Below are 15,673 nucleotides of genomic sequence, written 5' to 3' on the forward strand. Positions count from 1 at the left end.
GTGCGCACGGCCTGGGGGCCGTGCGCACTGCCCCTCCACACGCCGACGCGATCCCGCGGTTGGGTCGGCGAAGGGGTGGTTGGCTGGGCAAGGTGTGGCGTCGGCTGGGTGAGGTGCGGTGTTGGCCAGGGGTGGTGTGGGTGAGCGGGTCTGGCTGGATCAGCCGAACCCAGGTTCTTGCCCCCCCCCGGCGCGGCTAGCCCAGCCCGGGCGCTCGATCCCGGGCTCTGTCCGGCCTGGCTGCCCTGAACTTGGCCACAGTTCTTCTCCGCCGAAAACCGGCCACGCCGCCGTCTATCAGCGGTCACTGGGCTGGGTGGAGGGTGCTCCTCGCGGGCGCGGGCAGTAGTGGTTCTGCGGCCATTGGGTGGATGCGGGGACCGGTACTCTCGCCGACACTGGACGCGGCGGACATTCCGTAGTGAGGTGGTCACCATGAGCACGAGCGACGGGACTCCGTTTTTTCCCGCCTCCGGGCCCGACCGGGACGGGACGTTGGCCGGTGACGCGGGAGGCGAGCGGTTCTCCGATCCGTTGTCCGGGTTCGAGATGGCTTCCGGCCGCGCGCCGCGGCCCTTGCCGACTGCCAAGCCGGTCGAGCATGACCCGGAGGCCGTCAAGCGGATGGTCGAGGCCGCGCTGAAAGAGGAAGCCAAAAAGAAAGAAGTCGTCAAGACGCCGAATCCGATTCCGCCGTCCGAGCGGCCGGATCTGGTTCCGCTCGGGCTGCTGCCCCGGCAGCGGACCTGGCCGACCAAGGCTCCTCAGCTGCTGAAGAAGGTGCCCCGGCCGCGGCCGAAGCGGGTTACCGAGATCGCCGACGACGACATCGAGGAGGAGCTCGCCGGGCGGCAGAGCCGGCGCGGGATGCCCTCGATCAGCATGCCCAGTTTCGGCCGTCCCTCCAGCAGCACGGCGGGCGTGGTGCTCGCCGTGGTGTTGCTCATCGTGTTCGGAATTGTCGCGATCGAGCTCATCGCTAGCCTGGTGAGCAGTGTGAAGGGGCTGTTTGGCTGACGCCCTCCGGCCACCCATATCACGGGGCGTGCCCTACCCGCGTCCGCGCCGGGACTACCCTGGCCACTACACGGTCGGGGGATCCGCAGGGGTCGCCTGACGCCGCCGTGACAAGTGGGGTGGGCGTATCAGCGAGGGCGTACGGTCGGTGCCCGGCACCGGCCCGGGCGGATCGGGCGGGACGTCCACGATCCACCGGGCCCGCCGAGTGCTGGCGATCAAGCCATTCCGTCGGCTGTGGGGCGTCACGTATCTGTGCAGTGTCGCCGACTGGCTGAACCTGCTGAACCTGACCAGCCTGAGCACCAAGCTCCTCGACAACTACTCCGCGCAGAACTACGCGTTCGTCGGCGTCATCGTCACCGCGCTGCTGCCCGGCCTGCTCTTCGCACCGCTCGGCGGCCTGCTCGCGGACCGGTTCGACCGGCGCAAGATCATGGTCATCTGCGATCTGCTGCGCTGCGGGTTCCTGCTCTCGATCGCCGTGGTCGGCGCGCCGTGGTGGCTGTTCGTCGCGAACTTCCTGGTCGGCAGCTGCTCGATCATGTGGATCCCGTCGAAGGACGCGGCGGTGCCCAACCTGCTGCGCCGCCCCGAGCAGGTCGAGACCGCCAACCAGCTCGGCATGGTGATGACCTACGGCCTCGCCGTCATCACCGCCGCCGGCGCCAACGCGCTGATCCTCGGCGCGAACTCCACGTTCCACCTCTTCCAGGGGCCGGGCGTCGACCTGTACATCGCCAAGGTCGTCGTCGTCATCACCGGCCTGCTGTACCTGACCAGCGGCATCATCGTCGCCACCCGCATCCCTGAGCTGTCCCTGCGCGACGTCCATTCGACGCCGCAGCAGAAGGTCAAGCGGGCCGACGAGGAGAAGTTCGGCTTCGGCGCGATGATGCGCGACGGGCTGAAGTTCGTCCGCAGCACGCCGATCGTCCGCGGCCTGCTGATCGGTGCTTTCGGCGCCTTCGCGGCCGGCGGTGCGGTCATCGGCGCCGCCAAGCCGTACTCGTCCTCGCTGCTCGGTGGCGACGCGGCGTTCAACCTCCTCATGCTGGCCGTCTTCATCGGTCTGGCCACCGGCATGGCGCTGGCCCCGAAGCTCGCCCACCGGCTGCCGCACGACCGGCTGTTCGGCATCTCGATCGTCCTCGCCGGGCTTGCGCTCGGCGTCGTCGCGTTGTCGCCGCACCTGTCGATCTCGGTGGCTGCGGTCGCCTTCGTCGGCGTCTGCGCCGGCACCGCTTTCCTCACCGGCGTCACGATCATCGGCTCCCGCGTCGAGGACGCGATCCGCGGCCGGATCAACGCGATCTACCAGGCGATGCTCAAGATCGTGCTGTTCGGCGCGACGGTGGTCACGCCGGTGCTGATCGGTCTGGTCCGGCAGCGCCAGGTCGACCTGTTCGGCACGCCGATCATCGTCGACGGCACCCGTCCGGTCATCCTCGGCGGCGGGCTGCTCGCCGTGCTGCTCGGGATCATCGCCTACCGGCAGATGGACGAGCGGCGTACCGAGAAGATCTTCAGCGACCTGCGCAACGCGCTGCGCCGCAACCCGCGTCGCGTCAACGGCTTCCTGATCGCCATCGAGGGCACCACCGCCGTCAACACCGCCGAGCAGGCCGCCCGCCTCGCGCGCTGGCTCGGCACCGGCACCCGGCCGGTCGTCCTCACCGCTGACCCGGCGCTCGGCGAACAGCGCTTCCGTACGCTCGTTTCGGACGCCGCCCTCACCGGCGTGCGGGCGCAGGCGCTCGTCGCCGCTGCCGTGCGCGCCGAGCTCGTGGAACGCCAGATCCAGCCCGCGCTCGACGCCGGGTCCGTGGTCGTCATGGAGCGCTTTGTCGACTCCCCGCTCGCGTCGCTGTCCGCGGCTGGCGAGCTGGACCGCGGCGAGCTCGAGGGGCTGGTCGACTGGGCCACCGGACGGCTCCGCCCGGATCTCACCGTGCTTCTCGACTCCGAACACGCGGAGGATCCGCAGCCGTCGCTGAAGGACGACCAGCTGTGGGTGCAGAAGCTGCTCGGCGAGATGGCCGCGGCTGACCCAGACCGGTACGTGGTGGTCGACGCCGAGGGCTCCGACGGCGACGTCGCGGGCCGGGTCCGCAACGCCGTCCAGTCGGTCTTCGTCGGTTCGCTCGCCGGGCTCGCCCCCACGGAACCGGCGGAGGAGGAACCCGAGCTGCCCGCGGACGCGGCTGCGGCGGACGTCGTCGAGGCAGCCGAAGCGGAAGCGGCGCAGAACGGCGCGGACGCGCTGCCCGTAGTGTCCAAAGTGGAGGATCGGTGACGACTCCGATCGGCGTCTGGACGGAACTCGTCGGCCAGGAGCCCGCCATGGAAACGCTGTCTTCGGCGGCGTCGGCGGCGGCCAAAATCGTTGCGGGGGAAGCAGTCGCGCCAGCGGCGATGACGCACGCCTGGCTCCTCACCGGACCGCCGGGCTCCGGCCGTTCGGTCGCCGCGCGCACGTTCGCCGCGGCCCTCCAATGCAGCACCGGAACCGGTTGCGGTGCCTGCCCCGGCTGTCGCACCACGATGGCCGGAACCCACGCAGACGTGCGCTTGGTCGTCCCGGAAGGACTGTCCATTTCGGTCGCCGAGATGCGCGCGCTCGTGCAAGCGGCGGCGCGTCGCCCGACGACCGGCGAATGGCAGGTCGTGATCATCGAGGACGCCGACCGGCTCACCGAAGGCGCGTCGAACGCGCTGCTCAAGGCGGTGGAAGAGCCGCCGGCGCGCACCGTGTTCCTGCTGTGCGCACCGTCGGATCACCCGGAGGACATCTCGGTCACCATCCGCTCGCGGTGCCGGCTGGTCCCGCTGCGCACGCCTCCCGCCGAGGCGATCGCGCAGGTGCTGATCTCCCGCGACGGCGTCGATCCCGAGCGCGCCAACTGGGCCGCGGCGGTCTGCAATGGCCACGTCGGCCGTGCGCGCCGGCTCGCCACCGACGAGGCCGCCCGGCAGCGGCGCGCCACCGTGCTGCGGATCCCGCTCGGGCTGCGCCGTCCGGACGACGTTTTCACCAGCGCTGACCAGCTGATCAGCGCGGCGGAGGCGGACGCGGGCGAGGCGAGCAAGGGCCGCGACGAGCAGGAGCGCTCCGAACTGCGCACCGCGATGGGCGGCGACGGCACCGGCAAGGGCGTCGCCGGAGCGAAACGTGCCGCCGAAGCCGCCGTGAAGCAGCTGGAGAAGCGCCAGAAGTCCCGCGCGACGCGAACCCAGCGCGACACGCTCGACATCGCTCTGGTGGACCTGGCGGGGTTCTACCGCGACGTGCTCGTGACGACTTCGCGCTCCGGTGCGACGCTGACGCATCCCGACCACGCCGAGCAAATCAACTCGGCCGCGGCGGCTTGGTCGCCGGAGTCGACGATGCGCCGCCTGGAAGCCGTGCTGGAGTGCCGCGAGGCGATCGGGCTGAACGTGAAGCCGCGGATCGCGGTGGAAGCCATGGTCACCACGCTTCGCCAAGGCTGACCCAGACGCCGACAAAAACGGCCCCCTCGCCAGCAGCGAGGGGGCCGTTTTCGTGACTGCCGAGAGTCAGTCGCGCGGATGCGGCGACGGCTTGAACGGAGTGTCAGCACCGCCGGACGGCCGCTTCAGCACCAGCGCGGGACGCCGCCGGTTCGGGAACGCCGCGACCATGACGACGCCCATCAGCAGCATCGCCGTGCCGGTCCAGAACAGCGGCACCGTGTCGTACGCGCCGTTCGTGTAGGCCAGGTGCTTCACCGGACCAGCCGGTGCGGCACCGCCCTGCGGCGGGGCGGGCGGAGTCGTCGAACCGCACACGACGCCGCCGGTCGGGGCGTACGCGCGGGCGATCTGCTCGCCAAGCGACAGCTGCGCCAGCGACGACGGCAGGTTGTCGCCAGCCTGCTTCGGGAGCAGTTCCTTCAGCTTCTGCGTCGGCAGGACCTGAACGTCGAGCAGCCGTGCGGCCGCGCCCAGCTGGTAGCCCTTGAACGGCGTGGTCGCCTCGGACTGCTTCTGGTCGAGGTTCGCGATGCTCAGCCGCAGCACGCCGAGGTCGAGCACCTTCCCGGTGGTGTCGCCGAGCTGCTGCAGGCCCTTCGTCGCGGTGGCGACGAGGCCGCCGACCACCGGCACGTTGTCCAGCGCGCCGAACTGGTCGCTCAGCTGCGAGAGAGGCAGGCCGATCGGGATGTCCTTGGTCGGGTGCGCCGCGTCGAGCGTGTACAGCGTCTTGCCGCCGGCCCCGATGGTGATCACCGGTGCCTGGTAGTCCACTGTGGACGTCTTCGCGTCGCCGGTGGACGTGACGGTGAGCGTCGGCTGGCTGGCCACCTTGAGGTTCAGCTCGAGCGGCGTGCCCTTGAGGATGTTGATGTCCGCCGCCTGCAGCGTGGACCTCGACTGCACGGCCTTGTTCTTCGAACCAGGAATGTCGACGAGCTTGACCTGCGACCGCGACGACAGCGTGTTCGGCAGGCTCAGCAGCGAACCGGTTCCCGCGGCGGGCGTCTGTCCGCTGCCGGGCAGCAGGCCGCCGAGGCTCTGCAGCCCGCTCTTCGGGTCGAAACCCTGCGCGAGCTGAGTGCCCTGCGGCAGGCTCAGCCCGCCGCTGCCGAGCAACGGGACCTGCGGGAGCGTCGGGATGACGTTCAGCAGCGACAGGCTCGCGACGGACGTGCTGGCGTCGGCGATCGTGTCCACGCACGGGCCGAGCGATTCGCTCCAGCGGGCGTGCGCGGTGCCGTTGAGCAGCCCGACGTTCAGCAGCGGGTTCGACGGCGCGTTCAGGCCCCCGCTGATCTCCTTCGGGTTGTCCGGCAGCGCGGTCTGCACGAGGCTGCCCGGCGTCTGCGGAGCCTGGCCCCCGACGGCCAGCCCGAACGGCGACGACTGCGCGATCGACTTCTCGTAGGCCAGGTAAGCCTCCGAGTTCGCCGACGCGCTGGACAGGCCCATGCCCGCTTCGAGCGCGGACTGCTTCGGCAGCGTCTGGCCGAAGCCGGGAAGGATCGTGCTCGTGGTGACCGAGTTCGGCAGCAGCCGCAGGACGCCGAGCGCCGTCCCCGCGTCGCCGACCGCGTGCCCGAGCGGCTGCGGCCCGATGGGCGCGGACGCGGGCGGCTGCGAGGGGTTGTTCGGCTGCGGGATCGGCGTCGTCGGAATCTCCTGCGCACCAGCCGGCGCGGCCAAGAGCAGCAGCAACGCGGCAGTGGCGGGCAGCGCCAGCGCACGGGGCAGTCTTCGCTGCATGTGCCGGGTCCTCCAGATGATCGCCGGGTCGGGGAGTGAGACCGAAGTCATAGGAGCCTAACGACGCGGCCCCCGCAAGGTGACGCACCACGGCTCCGCTACACTGATGACCGTCGCACAGCGGCATGCCGCCTTAGCTCAGTCGGCCAGAGCGATTCACTCGTAATGAATAGGTCGGGGGTTCGATTCCCCCAGGCGGCTCCGCAGGTCAGGCCCCATCCGAAGCAGTTCGGATGGGGCCTGACTCGTTTCCGGGCGGGGACGCTGGCTTTCGCCGAATTCACCCGTTAGGGGATGCGTCTAGCCGGCCCGCTCGGCGAGCAGTTCCAGCCCGCCAGGCCCGATCCGCAGGACTGACGGGACCAGTTCCGTAGTCTCGTACGGCGAACCGAACGCCTGCTGCCGGACAGTGTCCGCCAAGCCGGAGCCCTCCCTCGCCACGTGCATCTCGTCCGGGCAGGGCAGGCCGACGATCAGGTCGCCCGTCCCGAGGTGCGGCGACAGCTGGGCGTACAGATCGGGCAGTGCGATTGCGGACGCCGCCAGCTGGTTCTCCCTGGCGAGCGAGACCAGCACGTCCTCGCCCGACCTGCGGACCTCGAACTTCAGCCCGCGGGCCAGGGAGCCGAACCCGACGTCGAACAGTTTCTCGAGCGGTGCGCCCATCTGCTCCTGCTCGTGCCGGGTGATGTGCTGCATCCCGATCTTGCCCTCGGGAGTCCGCGACACCACCGCCAGCGCGACCGACAGCCTGCCGGGCACTAGCGGTTGGTGCGGCAGGGCTTCGAGCAGCCCGGCGCGCGGTGAGGACGCACTCCAGAGGATCGGCAATATCTCCTCGGTGCTCTCCTCTTTCTGAGCCATCACCGTGCGGGCTTCGGCGAACGCGCGCTCCCAATCACCGGGGGCGGGCCGGGTGAAACTGTAGGTGCACTCGGCCTTCCGGAAATTCTTGGCCATGAATTTCTGGTCGGCGGCGGAAGGCTGCCATTCGCTGTACACCGCCAAAACCGCGGAACCGCGCACCTTGTGCTGCTGGCGGACGCTCGCCCACGCCTGCTCGACAGCGTCCTCGGCCTGGGTGGGCGCGCTGGCCAGCACTGGTTCGGGCAAGCCTTTGATTCGGAAGACGACGAGATTCTGGGAAACGTCATCGTTCATCGGATTCCCCTGCGGGAAAAGGATCTTCGCATGCTTCTTAGCTACCACAACCGGCGCGCAGTCCGGCGAGGCTGAAGGAGAGCGTGCGCCGCCACGCGTTCGGATTGGACTCGACCGTCTCGCGCACGATCAGCGCGTTCGTGAAGATCAGCAGCATCAGGTCGTCGGATGTGACGTCCGGGCGGAGCGTCCCGGACCGTTGCGCGCGTTCGAGCAGGCGGACCGACTTCGCGAGTTCGGCTGTGCAGCGGGCGGTCAATTCAGGCGCGTCCTGGAGCTGCCGGCTGATCGCGTCCCGGAACGCGGGGTCGTCGGCTTGCTGCTCGCACAGCACGGTCACGTAGGTGACGAACGATTCCCACGGGTCGTCGACCGCCTCGGCCCGGCGCATCGCCTCGTTCATTCGCTCGGCGACCAGTTCGGGCATCACCGCGTCGATCAGCGCTTCTCGCCCGCCGAATCGGTTGTAAAGAGTCCCGGCGCTGACGCCCGCCCGCTGCGCGATCTCTTCCAGCGGCACCGCCAAACCCTTCTCCCGGAAGGCTTCCGCCGCCGCGGTGAGAAGCCGTTCCTGGTTGCGCCGCGCGTCTCGGCGCAGCGTGGGCTTCCCCTCCGTTTTCACCGGCTCATCGTAGGTCCGGGCGAGAAAGTTGACAACGGTCTCAACTTGGCGCCAAAGTTGAGACCGTAATCAACTTATGGAGGTTCCGTGTCGAAAACCCTGGTCCTGCTTGGTGCGGGCACTGGCCTTGGTCCCGCGATCGCCCGGCGCTTCGGCCGCGAGGGATTCCGGGTCGCGCTCGTCGCGCGCAATCGCGAACGCCTCGCTGCCTTGGCTGATCAACTCGGCGCGGAGGGCATCGAAGCGGCGGCGTTTCCGGCGGATCTGGCGCGTCCGGCGGAGATCCCGGCATTGGTCGACGCGATCCGGCACCGCTTCGCGCGGATCGACGTGGTGTCGTACGCGCCGTTGGATCTGAACGGGTTCACGCCCGCTGCCGACTTGACCACCGCGACCGCGCAGCAGCTCCTCGACCTGTATTTCCTCACCCCGATCGCCTTGGTCCAGGCCGTGCTGGGGGAATTGCGCGACCGCGGCGACGGCAGCATCTTGATCAGCCAGAGCGTCTCGGCCACCCAGCCCGCTCCTGTTCTCAGCGGCATCGGCCCGGCAATGGCCGCGACCCGCAACTACGTCCAGAGCCTGGCGGCGGAAATCGCGCCCGACGGCGTGCACGCGGCGACGCTTCAGATCGGAGCCATGATCCGGGGGAGCGCCGTTCACGGCGCACTGCTGTCCGGTGCTATCGCACCCAATACGGAGTTCCCGGAGATCGACCCGGCCGACATCGCCGAGACGCTGTGGGAGATGCACGCCAAGCGCGACGCCTTCGACCTGCAGCTCCCCTGAGGCTTCACTTGGCGGGAGCGGCCGATTCCGGGATCGGTTCGCCGACGCCGGTGGTCAACAACGCGTGCAGGCTCGTGTTGACGCAGCTCGTCCAACCTCGGGAGCACTCGCGATAGCAAGCCTGGTCCGGAGTGAGGCCGTGATGCGTGAAGCGCAGCGTCGTCCCGTCTGGGCCCGGCGTGATGTCGAAGCTCATCCGGGTGTCGGTCCACTCGTCGGGCTGGTCGGTGAAGGCGACGTACGCGTCTTCGACGTGCCAGGCGACCCGGCGGCCGGGCGCGAGTTCGGTGACGCGGATCCGGGTCGATGGGATTCCCTTGTCCACAAAGGAAAACGCGTCGCCGACCGCGGTCGCGGTGCCGGTGATCGTCTTGCTGAACCAACCGCGGACGTCGGTGATCGCGGCGAAGACCTCCTCAGGGGTGCGGTCGACGGTCAGCTCAGTCGTGAAGGAATTCATCGCGCTAGTCCTTTCGCCAAGTAATGCAACTGAACAGTTGCGACACTATGGCAACCGTACGGTTGCGTCAATGGGTGTGGTTGCCTAGGCTCGGCCCGGAAGGAGCACGGCATGGGGTTTCCCGACCGCATCGAGCGGACGGTCGAGCTGGCGCACCCGCCTGCGGCGGTGTGGACGGCGCTGACCACGGCCGACGGCCTGAGCGCCTGGTTCGGCGACGAGGCCGAGATCGACCTGCGCCCGGGCGGTCTCGGGTGGGTCGCGTGGATCGGCGATCGCAGCGCCGAGATCCGGGTCGAACGGGTCGAGAAACCGGCGGTGTTCGGCTTCACCTGGCCGGTCGACGGGATGCCGGACGACGACCCGCGCCGCACGTACGTGGAGTTCACCCTGCGGGCGCACGACGGCGGAACTCGGCTCACGGTGGTCGAAACCGGGTTCGCGCAGCTGCCGGACAGCCAGTACCCCGCCACCTACCGCTCGCACACCGAGGGTTGGGCGCGCGAGCTGGACGAGCTGGCGGCCAGCCTCGATGCCGGCTGATTCCGAAGCGGTCGCCGAGCAGGTTTTCGCCGCGCTCGCCGACCCGACCCGGCGCGCGATCCTCGCCGAACTGGCCGCGCGCGGTCCGGCGACGGCGACGGATCTCGCGGCCCGGCTTCCGATCACGCGGCAGGCGATCGCCAAGCATCTCGGTCTGCTGTCCGACGCCGGGCTGGTCGTCGCGGAACCCGGTGAGCGGCGCCGGGTGCGGTACCGGCTCGATTCCGCGCCGATGCGGGTCGCGCAGCAGTTCCTCGCCGCCCTCGCCCGGGACTGGGACGGTCCGCTGGCCGCGCTGCGGGCTCATCTCGACCGCGAAGAATGACCCGCGATTTCACTCATCTGAGGGACGGAGTCGGCCGACTGGCCAGCAGCTTGGGCCGGAAGAACGAGGGCAGGCCGCGCCGGTCTCCGTTGACTGGAAGCCATGAACAGCGTGCGGAACAAGGCGGTACTGGCCGCGACCGGGATCGCGGCACTGGCCACGGTCGCGTCGTGCGGCCTCGGCTCCTCGATCGAGGAGAAGTCGAACGGCCACGTGAAGGCGGTTTCCTACGACACCGGAAAACAGGGCAAGGCCAACCCGGACGCCCGGCTTCCGTCGTGGGTGCCCGACGACGCGAAGTCGGTCACCGAGCTGATCCGCACCACCGGTTCGGAACGGATCCTGCGCTACCAGCCAGGTCCGTCCGGGCTGCCGTCCCTGTGCAAGCCAGGAAAAGCCGAGGCGAAATCCCCGACGCTCAGCGCGGATTGGTGGCCCGCGGGCGAGCACAAGCGGATGGACAAGGATTGCGGCGGCTGGCACGTCGCGGTCGAGAACGACGGCGTGTACGGGTATCAGGCCGAAACGGTGGCCAACGCGGACAAATAACAGTGGCCGCCCCGGAAAACCGGGGCGGCCACTGTCTGTCCTCTGTGGTCAGTTGGCGGGCGGGGTCAGCTTCAGCACCGTCGCGGTGGCTTGCCCGCGCGGGGTGCGGTAGCTGATTTCCTCGCCTGCCTTCGCCTTCGACAGCGCGATGCCGAGCGGGCTGTCCGAGGTGATCGCGTCGGCGTCCTCGCCGGGAAGGGTCACCACGGTGAACTCTTCCTCGTCACCGTCGGAAAAACGCAGCGAAACGCGCGTGCCGTCCGGAAGCAGCGAGCTGTCGTACGCGCCGTGCTCCAGCTTCGCGGTGACGTCGGCGATCTGCCGGTCCAGTCGCGCCGCTGCCTCGGCGCGGTCGATCACGTCCGCCTGGTCGGCGGCGTCCCCCGTGCGTTCCTGCTCGCCCGGCTGCGGCGATAGCGCCTCCCGTTGCGCACGCAGGTCCGCGATTTCCTTTTCCAGCTGACGGCGCGCCGCCTCGCTGAGCCCCTTGTCCCCTGAGATCACCATGCCGGGCATTGTCCGCTGCGCGGACCGGGGTGGCCAATCCGGTTTTTCACCCGCCGGAAGACGTTGGGACGACTGGCCTAGGATTCAGGGCTGCCGTCCTGACAAACGTAACGAGGATCACCGTGAGCGCCGTTCCCGGCCGCAGCACCCAGCTGTCGCCCAACCAATTGCAGAAGCAGGAACAGATCGTCGAAGCGGCTCGCAAGGTCCTCGCCCGCGAAGGACTCGGCGGCTGCACGGTACGCGCGATCGCGGAGGCCGGGCCGCTCACCAAGAGCGCGATCCACTACTACTTCGCCGACATCGACGTGCTCATCGACCGGGCGATGGCCGCGCACATCAACACTTTCGCCGCGGACCTGCGCACGGTCGCGGACAAGCACTCCGACCCGCGCAAACGGCTTTTCGCGGTGACCGAGGCCTACCTCGCCGAGTTCGCCGACCATCCGCGCGGCGCGTTCCTCTGGTTCGAGTACTGGATCGCCGCGGGCCGGGCGCAGCATCCGCAGGCGATCGACGCCATGCTCACCTCGATCACCGAACTGCTCGTCGAACTTCTCGCGCCGCTCGACGTCGACGACCCGCGCGCCCGCGCCCGCTCGCTGCTGAGCTACTTGCTCGGCGCGGTGGTGCAGCAACGCGTCCGGCCGCGGTCGTCCGCGAGCCTGCGCGGCGACATCGAGGCGCTCTGCTTCGCCGGATACCGCTGACGCCGCTTAGGCTCCCGGCATGCCTTTGTTCTCCTTGGACGGCGTCAGCCCGCAGGTTCACCCGGACGCCTGGATCGCCCCCACCGCCACCCTGATCGGCAACGTGACCGTCGAGAAGGACGCTTCCGTTTGGTACGGCGCGGTGATCCGCGCGGACTTCGGCCCGATCATCATCCGCGAGGGGGCGAACATCCAGGACAACTCGGTGATCCACTCCGGACCCGAGACGACCGAGGTCGGCCGCAACGTCACCGTCGGGCACCAGTGCCTCGTGCACGACTGCACGGTCGGCGAGCAGGCCTTGATCGGCAACGGGTCCACGGTGCTCGACCGCGCGGTGATCGGACCGCGCGCGTTCGTCGCCGCCGGGTCGACGGTCACGCCGGGCACCGAGGTCCCGGCGGAGACGATCGCGATGGGCAGCCCGGCGAAGAAGTTCGTGGAACTCACCGATTCCGCGCGGGTGTGGGTCGAGCACAACGCGGCGGTCTACCAGGAACTCGCGCGACGCCACCGCGGCGGCCTCGAGCAGGTCTGAGGCCCTTCCCGCGGACCGGACGCGGGCTGGCGCGGTGCACTAAACTTCGTCCCGCAGCAGCGACTGGCGCCATTCAAGAGGTGGAGCACCACCGGGGAGCGACGACGAGGCCGGCACCGCGCGCCTGGGTGAGGGCCACTGCAGAGCCGGAGTACGCCATGACACACCAGCCCGCCTTGTCCGCACTGTCCGCGGCGGATCCGCGGATCGCCGGTCTCGTCGAGGACGAGGCGAAGCGGCAGCACGACAAGATCCGCCTGATCGCGTCCGAGAACTACGTTTCGCAGGCGGTGCTCGAGGCCACCGGCAGCGTGCTCACCAACAAGTACTCCGAGGGCTACGCCGGCAAGCGCTACTACGAGGGCCAGCAGTTCATCGACCAGGTCGAGCAGGTGGCGATCGAGCGCGCGAAGGCGGTTTTCGGCGCTGACCACGCGAACGTCCAGCCGTACTCCGGCTCCCCGGCCAACCTCGCGGTGTACCTGGCGTTCGCCAAGCCGGGCGACACCGTGCTCGGCATGGCGCTGCCCGACGGCGGCCACCTCACGCACGGCTGGAGCGTGTCCGCCACCGGCAAGTGGTTCACGCCGGTCCGCTACGGCGTCCGCAAGGAAACCGGCCGCGTCGACCTCGACCAGGTCCGCGACCTCGCCCGCCAGCACCGGCCGAAGCTGATCTTCGCGGGCGGCACGGCCATCCCGCGCACCATCGACTTCCCGGCGTTCGCGGAGATCGCCCGCGAGGTCGACGCCGTGCTGGTCGCCGACATCGCGCACATCGCCGGCCTGATCGCGGGCGGCGCGCACCCGTCGCCGGTCGGCCACGCGCAGGTCATCACCACGACCACGCACAAGACGCTGCGCGGCCCGCGCGGCGCGATGATCCTTTCCGACGCCGACCACGCCAAGGCCGTCGACAAGGCGGTCTTCCCCGGCCTGCAGGGCGGCCCGCACAACCACACGACGGCCGCCATCGCGGTCGCGCTGGGGGAGGCGCAGCAGCCGTCGTTCTCCGACTACGCGCACACGATCGTGGCGAACGCCAAGGCACTGGCCGAAGCGCTAGTCGAGCGCGGCTACGACCTGGTGTCCGGCGGCACGGACAACCACCTGCTCTTGATCGACCTGACTAACAAGGCGGTGCCCGGCAAGCCCGCCGCGCAGGCCCTGGACCGCGCGGGCATCGAGCTGAACTACAACACCGTGCCGTTCGACCCGCGCAAGCCGTTCGACCCGTCCGGCATCCGGCTGGGCACGTCGGCGATCACCACGCGCGGGCTCAAGCCCGAGCACCAGGTGCAGGTCGCGGACTGGATCGACCGGACGGTGACCGCCGCGGCGGCGCAGCAGGACGGCGCGCTGGACGCGATCGCGGCGGAGATCCGCGAGTTCCTGCAGCCGTTCCCGATCCCGGGCTACGCCGACTGACGTCGTGAGTGGCGATCGCGGTTCTCACCGTGATCGCCACTCACGAGTTGTTAAGCCGGGCCGCCTGCCTGATCAAGTGCTCGCTCTCCGCTCGGTTCGGCGCCTTCCCCGCCGCTTCGCTGTACAGCCGCGCCGCCGTCGCCAGGTCTCCGTCGCGTTCGTGCAGGTAGGCCGCCACCGCGAGGTACCGCGGCAGCTTGTCGTCCAATTCGGCGAGAGCTTTCAACCCGGCGCGAGGCCCGTCCGCCTCGCCGACCGCCACCGCCCGGTTCAGCCGGACGATCGGGCTGTCGGTCAGGGCGAGAAGCTCGTCGTACCACTCGACGATCTGCACCCAGTCGGTTTCCTCCGCCGCGAGAGCGTCGGCGTGCAGCGCGGCGATGGCGGCTTGGGCCTGGTATTCGCCGAGCTGGTCACGGGCCAGCGCCGCCTGCAGGATGTCGACGCCCTCGGCGATCAGCCGGGTGTCCCAAGCGCCGCGATCTTGCTTGGCGAGCGGCACGAGGCTGCCGTCCGGCTTCGTCCGCGCGGCCCGCCGCGCGTGGTGCAGCAGCATCAACGCGAGCAGACCGGCCACTTCCGGATGATCGAAACCCGCCGCCAGCTGCCGGGTCAGCCGGATGGCTTCGGCGGCGAGGTCGAGTTCGCCGGAGTAGCCCTCGTTGAACACCAGATACAGCACGCGCAGCACGGTCGCGACATCGCCGGGCGCGTCGAATCGAACGCCGGACACCGTCTTCTTGGCCCGGCTGATCCGTTGCGCCATAGTCGTTTCCGGCACCAGATACGCCTGCGCGATCTGTTTCGTGGTCAACCCGCCGACCGCGCGCAAGGTGAGCGCGACGGCCGACGACGGCGTCAAAGACGGGTGCGCGCACAGGAAATACAGCTGGAGCGAATCGTCCACTGCGGACGCCGGACCGGGCTGCGGCTCGGCGTCGATCGCCACTTCCCGGCCCCGGCGCGAGGATTCCGACCGCGTGGCGTCGAGGAACCGGCGCCACGCGGCGGCGATGAGCCACGCCTTCGGGTCGCGCGGCGGATCTTCCCGCCACGCGTCCAGCGCGCGGATCAACGCTTCCTGCACGGCATCCTCGGCCGACGCGAAATCCGCTCCGCGCCGGACGAGGATGCCGATCACCGCGGGCACGAGTTCCCGCAGCAACTCCTCGTTCATTCGGTCACCGAGGGCGTCACGCCGTAGAACGGGCGCAGTTCGAGCCATTCGTGGATCGGCTTGCCGTCCGCGCCGGGGGCCGCGGACAGCTCGCCGGCCAGTTCGACCGCGCGCTCGTAGCTGTCGACGTCGATGATCATCCAGCCCGCGATGACGTCCTTGGTCTCGGCGAACGGGCCGTCGGTGACCGGCGGGCGGCCCTCGCCGTCGTAGCGGACCCACGCCCCTTCCGGCGACAGCGCCTGCTCGCTGACGAACTCGCCGGTCTCCACGAGCCGGTCCGCGAAGTCGCGCATGTACTGGATGTGGGCGGTGACCTCCTCGGGCGTCCACTGGTCCATGGGGACGTTGTTCACCGAGGCCGGAGCGCCGCGGTAGTGCTTGAGCAGCAGGTACTTGGCCATTGTGGTTCTCCTCCGTGCTGGTGGCGGCTCGTTGCCGTCACGTTCGCGCCAGGGACGGAGCCGGTCTCGCGTTCTCGACATCCCCCGGCGAGAGATTAGCGTCACACGATATTTGGTTGATGAATGCAAGCTTTTCGGGAACAGTTGTGGCGAGCAAGTAGTTGAGGGATACAAGCAACTACCCCGGCACTGAGGGAGAC

The 15,673-nt window shown here is 69.6% G+C and carries 17 protein-coding genes and 1 tRNA gene; 11 read left to right on the top strand and 7 right to left on the bottom strand.

Annotated elements, in window-relative coordinates:
• Positions 1–435: 435 nt before the first annotated feature.
• From ACFXI3_RS38155 to ACFXI3_RS38165, 3 genes are all read left to right on the top strand, one after another.
• Entirely contained in the window at positions 436–1,017 is a 582-nt protein-coding gene (locus ACFXI3_RS38155) for a hypothetical protein (protein WP_378406267.1), read from the top strand.
• Positions 1,018–1,165: 148 nt separating this feature from the next.
• A complete protein-coding gene (locus tag ACFXI3_RS38160) occupies positions 1,166–3,313 on the top strand; it encodes a dTMP kinase (protein ID WP_344265602.1) in 2,148 nt (715 codons plus the stop codon).
• Positions 3,310–4,509 carry a DNA polymerase III subunit delta' gene (locus ACFXI3_RS38165; RefSeq protein ID WP_344265600.1) on the top strand — a complete coding sequence of 400 codons (1,200 nt, stop codon included), beginning with the start codon at positions 3,310–3,312 and terminating at the stop codon, positions 4,507–4,509. Before ACFXI3_RS38160 ends, ACFXI3_RS38165 begins: the two co-directional genes overlap by 4 nt.
• 66 nt (positions 4,510–4,575) lie before the next feature.
• On the opposite strand, the gene ACFXI3_RS38170 is transcribed toward ACFXI3_RS38165, so the two are convergent.
• Positions 4,576–6,261: a hypothetical protein gene (locus ACFXI3_RS38170; protein WP_378406270.1), complete on the bottom strand. Its 1,686-nt coding sequence runs from the start codon at positions 6,259–6,261 to the stop codon at positions 4,576–4,578.
• Between the two features lie 127 nt (positions 6,262–6,388).
• Here ACFXI3_RS38170 and ACFXI3_RS38175 point away from each other — a divergent pair.
• A tRNA-Thr gene (locus ACFXI3_RS38175) sits at positions 6,389–6,462 on the top strand.
• Positions 6,463–6,561: 99 nt separating this feature from the next.
• Here ACFXI3_RS38175 and ACFXI3_RS38180 read toward each other — a convergent pair.
• On the bottom strand, positions 6,562–7,422 hold the full coding sequence (locus ACFXI3_RS38180) for a hypothetical protein (RefSeq protein ID WP_378406272.1): 861 nt from the start codon (positions 7,420–7,422) through the stop codon (positions 6,562–6,564).
• A 37-nt stretch (positions 7,423–7,459) separates the two neighbouring features.
• Positions 7,460–8,044 carry a TetR family transcriptional regulator gene (locus ACFXI3_RS38185; RefSeq protein WP_344265591.1) on the bottom strand — a complete coding sequence of 195 codons (585 nt, stop codon included), beginning with the start codon at positions 8,042–8,044 and terminating at the stop codon, positions 7,460–7,462.
• An 87-nt stretch (positions 8,045–8,131) separates the two neighbouring features.
• Here ACFXI3_RS38185 and ACFXI3_RS38190 point away from each other — a divergent pair, with 87 nt between their 5' ends.
• Positions 8,132–8,833, top strand: a complete 702-nt coding sequence (locus ACFXI3_RS38190) for an SDR family NAD(P)-dependent oxidoreductase (protein WP_378406274.1) — start codon at positions 8,132–8,134, stop codon at positions 8,831–8,833.
• Positions 8,834–8,837: 4 nt separating this feature from the next.
• Here the strand turns inward: ACFXI3_RS38190 and ACFXI3_RS38195 are convergent, their stop codons facing one another.
• Positions 8,838–9,293 carry an SRPBCC domain-containing protein gene (locus ACFXI3_RS38195; RefSeq protein ID WP_378406276.1) on the bottom strand — a complete coding sequence of 152 codons (456 nt, stop codon included), beginning with the start codon at positions 9,291–9,293 and terminating at the stop codon, positions 8,838–8,840.
• Between the two features lie 111 nt (positions 9,294–9,404).
• Here ACFXI3_RS38195 and ACFXI3_RS38200 point away from each other — a divergent pair, with 111 nt between their 5' ends.
• The 3 genes from ACFXI3_RS38200 (at position 9,405) to ACFXI3_RS38210 (ending at position 10,710) form a co-directional block, all read left to right on the top strand.
• The gene (locus ACFXI3_RS38200) at positions 9,405–9,836 is read left to right on the top strand and encodes an SRPBCC domain-containing protein (RefSeq protein WP_378406278.1); all 432 of its coding nucleotides are present in this window, start codon (positions 9,405–9,407) and stop codon (positions 9,834–9,836) included.
• Positions 9,826–10,161, top strand: a complete 336-nt coding sequence (locus ACFXI3_RS38205; protein ID WP_344265578.1) for a metalloregulator ArsR/SmtB family transcription factor — start codon at positions 9,826–9,828, stop codon at positions 10,159–10,161. The genes ACFXI3_RS38200 and ACFXI3_RS38205 overlap by 11 nt, the downstream gene beginning before the upstream one ends.
• Positions 10,162–10,263: 102 nt before the next feature.
• Positions 10,264–10,710, top strand: coding sequence for a hypothetical protein (locus tag ACFXI3_RS38210; RefSeq protein WP_378406280.1), 447 nt, complete (start codon positions 10,264–10,266; stop codon positions 10,708–10,710).
• 48 nt (positions 10,711–10,758) lie between these two features.
• On the opposite strand, the gene ACFXI3_RS38215 is transcribed toward ACFXI3_RS38210, so the two are convergent.
• Positions 10,759–11,217, bottom strand: coding sequence for a GreA/GreB family elongation factor (locus ACFXI3_RS38215; RefSeq protein WP_344265572.1), 459 nt, complete (start codon positions 11,215–11,217; stop codon positions 10,759–10,761).
• A 122-nt stretch (positions 11,218–11,339) separates the two neighbouring features.
• Here ACFXI3_RS38215 and ACFXI3_RS38220 point away from each other — a divergent pair, with 122 nt between their 5' ends.
• From ACFXI3_RS38220 to glyA, 3 genes are all read left to right on the top strand, one after another.
• Entirely contained in the window at positions 11,340–11,927 is a 588-nt protein-coding gene (locus tag ACFXI3_RS38220) for a TetR/AcrR family transcriptional regulator (RefSeq protein ID WP_378406282.1), read from the top strand.
• A 19-nt stretch (positions 11,928–11,946) separates the two neighbouring features.
• On the top strand, positions 11,947–12,465 hold the full coding sequence (locus tag ACFXI3_RS38225) for a gamma carbonic anhydrase family protein (RefSeq protein WP_344265566.1): 519 nt from the start codon (positions 11,947–11,949) through the stop codon (positions 12,463–12,465).
• A 158-nt stretch (positions 12,466–12,623) separates the two neighbouring features.
• Positions 12,624–13,892, top strand: a complete 1,269-nt coding sequence (glyA, locus tag ACFXI3_RS38230; RefSeq protein ID WP_378406284.1) for a serine hydroxymethyltransferase — start codon at positions 12,624–12,626, stop codon at positions 13,890–13,892.
• A 40-nt stretch (positions 13,893–13,932) separates the two neighbouring features.
• Here the strand turns inward: glyA and ACFXI3_RS38235 are convergent, their stop codons facing one another.
• Together ACFXI3_RS38235 and ACFXI3_RS38240 are read right to left on the bottom strand one after the other, a co-directional pair.
• Positions 13,933–15,069, bottom strand: coding sequence for an RNA polymerase sigma factor (locus ACFXI3_RS38235; RefSeq protein WP_378406286.1), 1,137 nt, complete (start codon positions 15,067–15,069; stop codon positions 13,933–13,935).
• Positions 15,066–15,473: a YciI family protein gene (locus ACFXI3_RS38240; protein WP_344265559.1), complete on the bottom strand. Its 408-nt coding sequence runs from the start codon at positions 15,471–15,473 to the stop codon at positions 15,066–15,068. Before ACFXI3_RS38240 ends, ACFXI3_RS38235 begins: the two co-directional genes overlap by 4 nt.
• Between the last annotated feature and the right edge of the window lie 200 nt (positions 15,474–15,673).

Source organism: Amycolatopsis sp. NPDC059235 (genome assembly GCF_042754125.1).
In the GTDB taxonomy this organism is placed as follows: Bacteria; Actinomycetota; Actinomycetes; order Mycobacteriales; family Pseudonocardiaceae; genus Amycolatopsis; species Amycolatopsis albidoflava.

Excerpts from the sequence above, each read along its gene's own strand:
- ACFXI3_RS38205 (WP_344265578.1), top strand. The coding sequence starts at position 9,826 with ATGCCGGCTGATTCCGAAGCGGTCGCCGAGCAGGTTTTCGCCGCGCTC.
- ACFXI3_RS38225 (WP_344265566.1), top strand. The coding sequence starts at position 11,947 with ATGCCTTTGTTCTCCTTGGACGGCGTCAGCCCGCAGGTTCACCCGGAC.
- ACFXI3_RS38170 (WP_378406270.1), bottom strand. The coding sequence starts at position 6,261 with ATGCAGCGAAGACTGCCCCGTGCGCTGGCGCTGCCCGCCACTGCCGCG.
- ACFXI3_RS38155 (WP_378406267.1), top strand. The coding sequence starts at position 436 with ATGAGCACGAGCGACGGGACTCCGTTTTTTCCCGCCTCCGGGCCCGAC.
- ACFXI3_RS38235 (WP_378406286.1), bottom strand. The coding sequence starts at position 15,069 with ATGAACGAGGAGTTGCTGCGGGAACTCGTGCCCGCGGTGATCGGCATC.
- ACFXI3_RS38195 (WP_378406276.1), bottom strand. The coding sequence starts at position 9,293 with ATGAATTCCTTCACGACTGAGCTGACCGTCGACCGCACCCCTGAGGAG.
- glyA (WP_378406284.1), top strand. The coding sequence starts at position 12,624 with ATGACACACCAGCCCGCCTTGTCCGCACTGTCCGCGGCGGATCCGCGG.
- ACFXI3_RS38210 (WP_378406280.1), top strand. The coding sequence starts at position 10,264 with ATGAACAGCGTGCGGAACAAGGCGGTACTGGCCGCGACCGGGATCGCG.
- ACFXI3_RS38215 (WP_344265572.1), bottom strand. The coding sequence starts at position 11,217 with ATGGTGATCTCAGGGGACAAGGGGCTCAGCGAGGCGGCGCGCCGTCAG.
- ACFXI3_RS38200 (WP_378406278.1), top strand. The coding sequence starts at position 9,405 with ATGGGGTTTCCCGACCGCATCGAGCGGACGGTCGAGCTGGCGCACCCG.
- ACFXI3_RS38240 (WP_344265559.1), bottom strand. The coding sequence starts at position 15,473 with ATGGCCAAGTACCTGCTGCTCAAGCACTACCGCGGCGCTCCGGCCTCG.
- ACFXI3_RS38180 (WP_378406272.1), bottom strand. The coding sequence starts at position 7,422 with ATGAACGATGACGTTTCCCAGAATCTCGTCGTCTTCCGAATCAAAGGC.